7 protein-coding genes and 1 pseudogene are annotated in these 6,963 nt (G+C 36.0%); 1 reads left to right on the forward strand and 7 read right to left on the reverse strand.

The features are described from left to right. Nucleotides 1-25 precede the first annotated feature (25 nt). Entirely contained in the window at nt 26-1,147 is a 1,122-nt protein-coding gene (locus HMPREF2918_RS10540) for a VanZ family protein (RefSeq protein WP_023919353.1), read from the reverse strand. 144 nt (nt 1,148-1,291) lie between these two features. Continuing rightward, the gene (locus HMPREF2918_RS10545; protein WP_070595602.1) at nt 1,292-1,882 is read right to left on the reverse strand and encodes a rhomboid family intramembrane serine protease; all 591 of its coding nucleotides are present in this window, start codon (nt 1,880-1,882) and stop codon (nt 1,292-1,294) included. Between the two features lie 317 nt (nt 1,883-2,199). Between HMPREF2918_RS10545 and HMPREF2918_RS10550 the strand changes: the two genes are divergently transcribed. Beyond that, nucleotides 2,200-2,403: a CsbD family protein gene (locus HMPREF2918_RS10550; RefSeq protein WP_049471982.1), complete on the forward strand. Its 204-nt coding sequence runs from the start codon at nt 2,200-2,202 to the stop codon at nt 2,401-2,403. Nucleotides 2,404-3,328: 925 nt separating this feature from the next. Here the strand turns inward: HMPREF2918_RS10550 and HMPREF2918_RS10555 are convergent. The 5 genes and pseudogenes from HMPREF2918_RS10555 to HMPREF2918_RS10575 all read right to left on the reverse strand — a co-directional run. Then, the gene (locus HMPREF2918_RS10555; RefSeq protein ID WP_031576111.1) at nt 3,329-3,655 is read right to left on the reverse strand and encodes a hypothetical protein; all 327 of its coding nucleotides are present in this window, start codon (nt 3,653-3,655) and stop codon (nt 3,329-3,331) included. Nucleotides 3,656-3,663: 8 nt separating this feature from the next. Further along, on the reverse strand, nt 3,664-3,960 hold the full coding sequence (locus HMPREF2918_RS10560) for a hypothetical protein (protein ID WP_070595605.1): 297 nt from the start codon (nt 3,958-3,960) through the stop codon (nt 3,664-3,666). Nucleotides 3,961-3,973: 13 nt separating this feature from the next. After that, complete coding sequence (locus HMPREF2918_RS10565) at nt 3,974-5,377, reverse strand: hypothetical protein (RefSeq protein ID WP_070595607.1); 1,404 nt, start codon at nt 5,375-5,377, stop codon at nt 3,974-3,976. A 1-nt stretch (nt 5,378) separates the two neighbouring features. Then, nucleotides 5,379-5,969: a hypothetical protein gene (locus HMPREF2918_RS10570; protein WP_070595609.1), complete on the reverse strand. Its 591-nt coding sequence runs from the start codon at nt 5,967-5,969 to the stop codon at nt 5,379-5,381. 514 nt (nt 5,970-6,483) lie between these two features. Further along, nucleotides 6,484-6,963: pseudogene (locus HMPREF2918_RS10575) on the reverse strand (TIGR00341 family protein); the annotation flags it as partial.

Raw genomic sequence — 6,963 nt, forward strand, 5'->3', positions numbered from 1 at the left:
ATTACCGATTTCTGTCCCACTCTCTTTATTTTGACGATTCAGTTTCATCTTTTAAGAGCTCTTTCTTCACGCGCACCGTACTCTCATACTCAGCCCCAGCTAGACGGTCAAAGGGAAAGCGACGATTGAGCAAGACGATGGCAAGAGTGAGAATCAGGTACAATAAAACCACAAAGAAGAGCAATAAAATCATGGACAGGGTTAAGAGAGAATTGTCCGTCAAATCGCTATTCAAGAGCGAAATCAAATAGAACAACCCTTGAGGAATCAGATAGAAATAACCTACTACCAGGATTCCCCGCCAGATGGTGCGAAGCCATTTTTGCTTGTCAAAATGCAAGCGGAATTTCAATAAAGCCATTCCCAAGGTTTTGCCCCGCCACAAAGGAATCAAACCAAAATAAACAGCCAAAATCGCTACATAAGGAATCGTCTCTAAACGCTCGATTACCGCGTAAAGCAAGGATAGCATTACAAAGTCGATCAAGAAGGCAAGACCCATCCGAAAACCAGATACTTTCGTTCCTACTCGGAAAGAATGCTCGTCAATTTCGTCTCGTGTCGGCAATAACCAAACCAGGAACCAACCGAGCAGATAACCCACTCCACCACCGGTAGTATTTTGAATAATATCATCAACATCTGCCAGGCGGTAAGGACCCGGATACATAAAGTAGAGACCTGATAACTGGGTCAGTTCCAAAAAGAGACTAAAGAGGGCTGTCAGGAGGATCGTTTTCTTAAAACCACACTTGAAATAATAGCGCAGATACATCCCAAAAGGAATCAACATCAGGACATTAAAGGCAGGCACATAAAAAGTTGGATGCTTAAGAGCTTGAATCCAAGTACCAGTCTGCGCTAAATCAAAGGGGCTCTCCTTGAAAAAATCCACCACAAAAGCAAAGGGATGGAGATTGACCATTTCCGAGTAGCTAGTATGAATCTTACTTGGATCCGGCAGAGGCAAGATCACCAAGAGATAGACCGTCATCAAGTAAAGCATAAAAGAATAGAAAATCAGCACCCGCAATTTATTGACCGAACCATATTTTCGATAATTCAAAATCATGTAGGGCAAGGTCAGCAAAAATGCCAGGAAAGGAAAGAGCTGAACAGCCGTTTTAATAGTAGAGATATACCCCATTGTGTCTCCTTTTTTTCGTTATAAAATCACCCTTTGTACAATGACAAAAGGTGATTTCTTCATTGATATAGAATATTATACGGCCTGGTAAAGGAAGAGTCAAGGAAGTACGATGAAAACCTTACTGAGGAGCCGTCTTAATAGTTAGCTTCTCCCCTCCAAGACTTTACTTCCGATAAAAACCAATAGATAACTCACAACCCCTGAAAGATGCAATAGCGTTGAGATCCATCCGGTGATTGCTGGTAAGAGCATGAGGCCAGATAGAAAAATTAAGAATAGATAAAACCATTTTACGGTGAGTGAAAATTCTTTCCACATCTTTGGCAGGAGCAGGACTCCTCCGGTCACAAAGGCGTATCCTACAGCAGAGATCCCTGTTGCCTGAATGTCCTGCTCCTGGGTTAAGAGGTGAAAAACGATGGAAGAGAGGACTGTCGCCGTCACAAAAACGATCAAGACTTGTCTAGAGCCTATTTTTCTTTCTAGCAGTCCTCCGAAGGGAAGGAGCATGAGTCCATTTAACAACAAATGGACCCATAAAAACCAGATAGGGGCTCCTTTACTACCGTGCATCAGGGTCCCACTAACATATTGCCAACCATACACCGGCTTTGAATGAAAAGCCAATAGGTCATACATAGCATCCCCATAAAAGGAAGTCAATAGACCGAGCAGCAAACAGATTAGAGCTAAAGTACTGATAACAGGATAGGTTATAAGGATTCTTTTCATATTTATCTTCTCTTTTTCAAAAAACAGCGTTACGATGTCTCCATTCACGACCATTATACCATGTAATTCAATGGAGACAGAAAAGTTTTTTGCTTCTTTCGTTTCAAATCTTTGCTGGAAAAACGAAATATCGTGACTTATTAGTCGGTCATTATTCGTGACCGGAAAGCGATCCTGTTTTTTAGCCGTAGCAAAAATTTGACTTTCTATTTTAAAAAGAATATACTCATTCTAATCTGAGACAAATATTTTTTATTTTTTTAAATCAACAGTATTGTATTCAGAGAAAAAACTACTAACTTCATGGAGGTGACGCTATGTCATTAGAAGAAAAATTGAACCAAGCAAAAGGTTCTGTTAAAGAAGGCCTTGGTAAATTAACCGGCGATACAAAAACAGAAGCTGAAGGCACTGCTGAAAAAGTTGCTTCAAAAGCAAAAGAAGTTGCTGAAGATGCAAAAGAAGCTGTTGAAGGAGCTATCAAGGGCGTTAAAAATATCTTTCATAAAGACGACAAATAGTCTTTAACATCCTAGACCTACTCTATTTTCTACAGTCACATTTGACTGTGAAAGATAGGGTGGTTTTTTATCTTCCATTTATCTTAGGTATAGAAAAAACACCCCGAAGGGTGCTCTTTGTAAGTATAGTAATTCCTTCGAATTAACATTTTGCGTGCAGTGGTTGCTATCCATTCAAATATCGCTTCGCTTGTTTTCTTGGGGCAACTGTGCATAGCATATCTCTACGCGACTAAAGTCGCTAGAGCTATCCTAATTACGCACCGCCAGTTCTCATAGATAAAAACACCTTGCAAGATGTAAAATGTTTTCGCTTGTATTCTGTATTCCAGTAACGAATTAACGTTTAGAGGCAATTGACTTCGTCGAATTGCAGCCGTATTTGTAAGTGGCTAAAGCCACAACAACTACATCAACTGCCACAATTTAGTATGAAAACATACAAAGAACACCTCGAAAGGTGTTCTTTGTAAATATTGTAATTCTTTCGAATTAACGTTTACTAAATTGTGAAGCTTTACGAGCTTTCTTAAGACCTGGTTTGGAAAGTATGAGTTTCAGTTGGACTAAAAACAGCGTAATATCAAGTCTTTTCAGAACTAAAACTACTTATTCATTTCATAAAATTTGAATCAATATTTTTTAAATAGGGGAATAGTTTAGTTCTGTAAGTATTGATATAACACACCTACAAAGCTTATTATATCAGATTTTTCTCAGTTTTAGAAAAATAGGTAGAGAAAAAAACAACATCTGGATTCTCCAAAAAATCTTGATCAAACAATCTTTACAACGAGTTGACGTATTTATAAATAAAAGGAATCGCTATCAAAAATTAGTTCATTTTCAATTTGGAATTTACACAAATTTTCGGACAATTGGAGCAAGTAGTATTACTATAAAGTATTATAAATAGTGATAGGAGTTACACCTTCTTCTTTTCTTCTTCAAGAGATTCCATGCTTTTATTATAAAGTTTATTTTCTTCCTGATACGTTTGGCTTAATCTAGTTTCAAACCTAGAAATTCTCTTTTCAAAATTATCTCTATTTTCTTCTAATTGCTGCAATTCATGTATTGGAAGTTCTTGATTATGTTTATGACAATAGGAGATGATAAAGTCAGTTATATCTTCATATAGTCTTTTTGCATCTCGCTTCATATCTTGATAATCTAATTCATAATCTGCTACTTTTCTTCTGAAAGCTTGATGATCACTCTCGACTTTATTAATTTTATCATTAATATTCATGTATTCTCCTAAAGTATTGGGCTGGACAGATCAGGTTCAGGTACTTCAGTTAAAGTTTTATTAATTGCATCAGCAGCACCCCCAGTTAATCCTCCTTCTAGAGAAGCAGGTACTTGAGAAGTGGCAAAATTCTGCATTTTAAACGCCTGATTAGCCAGCCAAGTTTGTAAAATAGCCCCTTCAGCCATTAGGACACCTTTTGTTGCTGAAACTAGAGCCTGGATTGCCAATCGTTCTTGAACTTTCATGTATTCAGTTTTTATGCGCTCTGCTTCTAATCGATCTTCAGTATTCGGTTCAATCATTCATTAACTCCTTTTAATTGCTAAAAATCTTGGCACCTATTTGATCACTTTCAATAATTCTATCAGCAACTTTATTCAGATTATCTGAAATTTGAGACATTCTATTCCTATAATCGCTTGCTGAAGTGATAGTTTTTGTCTCTTTCCCACTGTTCCATGCAGTATCCAAACTTAGTTCAGATAATAGAACCTCTACTTCACTAGATGATAAGTGACGAGCAATACTATATGCTTCAGATTTGAGGGATGAAATTTTTTGAGAAACCTTTTCCTTTTCAGATTCAATTTTTGATTTAATTTCTTCTTCGTAAACCTCAGCTTGAAGTTTCGTGGTTTCCGCACTTACTCGGACCAATTCTTCTCTTAAACTAATTTTTTTACTACCAGAACTAGACTTCAAAGAGGCCTTTATCTCTTTTATTTGTTTGATATTTAAAGTGATTAAATCTTGTTTAGTTGGTTCAGGAGCAAAAGGACCGTAATTATTTAAATACCCGTTAATATAAAACTCCGGCCTATCAAAAATATCTTCTAACCCATAATTAACAATTCCTAAATTTGGTTTAAAATTCTTTGCTTTATATTCCGCTATCTTTCGGACCTGCTTTTCAGTCATGCCAGAGGCGAAAAGGTTTTTTTTATAATAATAATCGATATCTAAAGCATTTCCCTTTAATACAGGTGTTCGTGGTGAATGTCCATCTTCGTCTCCAATAACTTCAAACATCATTGTTTTTCCATAGGGAACTGCACCACCATTACCATCAAGTTTAACAACGTCCCTTCTACTATCTCTATAGATCGTAGCGTTCTTATTAAGATAGGCTACCTGTTCCTTTGAAATACCACCTGTATCTACAGCTTTTTTAGCTGCGAAATCCATGAAATTTGTAACTTTAATAGTCCGATTCTCTTTAAGGCCATACTTTGAAGCTGTATAAGCTACGCCAGGTCCTGCTTGACTATGCCCAGACATATTAGAAATTATACCATTATGAGATTTTATTTTCTCTTCAGTAATTTGATAAAACATATCAATATCATCTGCTTGGGGAGTTAGCATTCCTGGAAATATACCAAACGCCCCACTAGCAAAGAATGCTCTTTCAGACGAATCAACAATATCTCTATTCTTTTTAAAAAAATAAGGTTGATTCCCCAATTCTTTAGAATTTTCAAAGGGTATTTGAGTTCCAGCAACAACTATCGTTGTTTCTTGATAATTTGGATTATTACCTTTTGGATCATCAACAGGGACAAAGGCAATTGCTTGGGTAGTAGCATCCATGCTGTTAACGATTTGGAAATATCTGTCTTCACCATTTATTTTATAATTTAGTACTTTTCCTGGCTTTTCCCTAACATTATTTTTAAGACCAAACTGTAATCTCTGTACTTCTTCATTAGATAAAGCCATATTATATATCTCCTTTTCTTAAGTCATCATTATAAACAATCTCAGCATATGGACTTCCTTTTTCATCTTTTACTACCCCTTTTAATTGACCATTATCAACCAATAATTTAATATTACCATCCGTAGAGGATTCTCTAATTAGTTTTGCTTCATCAGGCAGGTGCTGTGCTTTAGAAACATCGATATTATTTCCATTGGAGTCCTTTAAATCTATAGCTTCATTCCCGCCTCCATCAAAATTGAGAAGAACATGAGAAACGATACCAAAACTGCTTGGATTATAGTTATTAATTGGAGTTCCTAGAGTAGCCTTATTTCCATACTTATCATAAATAGTTGGACGGACATACGCATTTGAGAATGTTGACCCTTCCTCTGTAACGTATATTGGGGAAAATTCAATCTTCTCAATACCTCTATAGTGTTCTTTGATGTAGGTTCCTATTTGCTCTTCTAGCAAACGAAAGCCATGCTGATAGAGTTTGGCTGTTTTGGGGCCAAGATTTGGTTTAGTCAGCTTATTATACATATATGTTCCTCCAAATATAAGAATGATTACAATAGCAATTATTTTAGTAACCTTATTTCTCATTAGTCGCCTCCGATCTAATTGATTATCCACCATTTTTTCATGCAACCATATTACTTATTATAACATAATTGCAAATTTGTAACATTAAGCCAAACAGAAAAGCATCCCGTATGTTGAATACGAAATGCTTTCAATATCTGTAAATAAGTTTTAACGTTTACTAAATTGTGATGCTTTACGAGCTTTCTTCAAGCCTGGTTTGGAAAGTATGAATTTCAGTTGGACTAAAAACAGCGTAATATCAAGACTTTTCTCCGCTTTTATAAAAGCGTTTTTCCAATCAAATTCAACTAATTTTATCTAAATGGTGTGGATTTTACCCCCAAAATTACAGAGAATGGAGCTGATAAACACTAAACGTTCACACCATTAGTTAAATGATTTTTTTCATCATTTTTCTTAGATGATAGAACTTCTAATTTATTTCTTATTCAAGCAAAAACAACCTGCTATAAGTAAGAAAGAGGAAGATACAAGAAAAACACGGCGTAAAAACCGATTCAGTTCATTGTCCTCAATCCTTGTCTGCTTCATTTTCTTTTACGAGATCGTTTTGTGAATCTTTTTCAGAGAGTTTTTGATCAATATACTTGTCAATGTTTTCATAAAATTCCTTGGTCGCTTCACTATCTAATGTTGGCGAGTTCTGAACTTGATTCACTTTCAATTGAACAGATTGAATACCGTAAGAGGCTTGTTTTTGGTGGAGTGTTTCTAATTCTTCTTCTGAAATCGGATCTCCAACAACCGTCAAGACCAATTCATTGTTCCTTGACTTGTAGACTTGATTAATGACCGTATGATTGGCGAACTCTTTTCCTACAAACTGTTTGATCCCTTCTTTGCGCACTTGTTCTATTGTCAGAGTAACTGCCGAATAGCTAGCTGGAAGAATCAACAATACAATCAAAGAAATCAAGCCAATTCTCATTTTAATGCTCAGCTCTTTAAATGAAGTTAAAGGAGATTTTCTCATCAAAATTCTTGTTCCAAC

It is taken from the genome of Streptococcus sp. HMSC065C01, from assembly GCF_001813525.1.
Classification (GTDB): Bacteria; Bacillota; Bacilli; order Lactobacillales; family Streptococcaceae; genus Streptococcus; species Streptococcus parasanguinis_V.

Bases quoted from the DNA above. Each gene is read 5' to 3' on its own strand.
- HMPREF2918_RS10540 (WP_023919353.1), bottom strand. From the start codon at position 1,147: ATGGGGTATATCTCTACTATTAAAACGGCTGTTCAGCTCTTTCCTTTC.
- HMPREF2918_RS10545 (WP_070595602.1), bottom strand. From the start codon at position 1,882: ATGAAAAGAATCCTTATAACCTATCCTGTTATCAGTACTTTAGCTCTA.
- HMPREF2918_RS10550 (WP_049471982.1), top strand. From the start codon at position 2,200: ATGTCATTAGAAGAAAAATTGAACCAAGCAAAAGGTTCTGTTAAAGAA.
- HMPREF2918_RS10555 (WP_031576111.1), bottom strand. From the start codon at position 3,655: ATGAATATTAATGATAAAATTAATAAAGTCGAGAGTGATCATCAAGCT.
- HMPREF2918_RS10560 (WP_070595605.1), bottom strand. From the start codon at position 3,960: ATGATTGAACCGAATACTGAAGATCGATTAGAAGCAGAGCGCATAAAA.
- HMPREF2918_RS10565 (WP_070595607.1), bottom strand. From the start codon at position 5,377: ATGGCTTTATCTAATGAAGAAGTACAGAGATTACAGTTTGGTCTTAAA.
- HMPREF2918_RS10570 (WP_070595609.1), bottom strand. From the start codon at position 5,969: ATGAGAAATAAGGTTACTAAAATAATTGCTATTGTAATCATTCTTATA.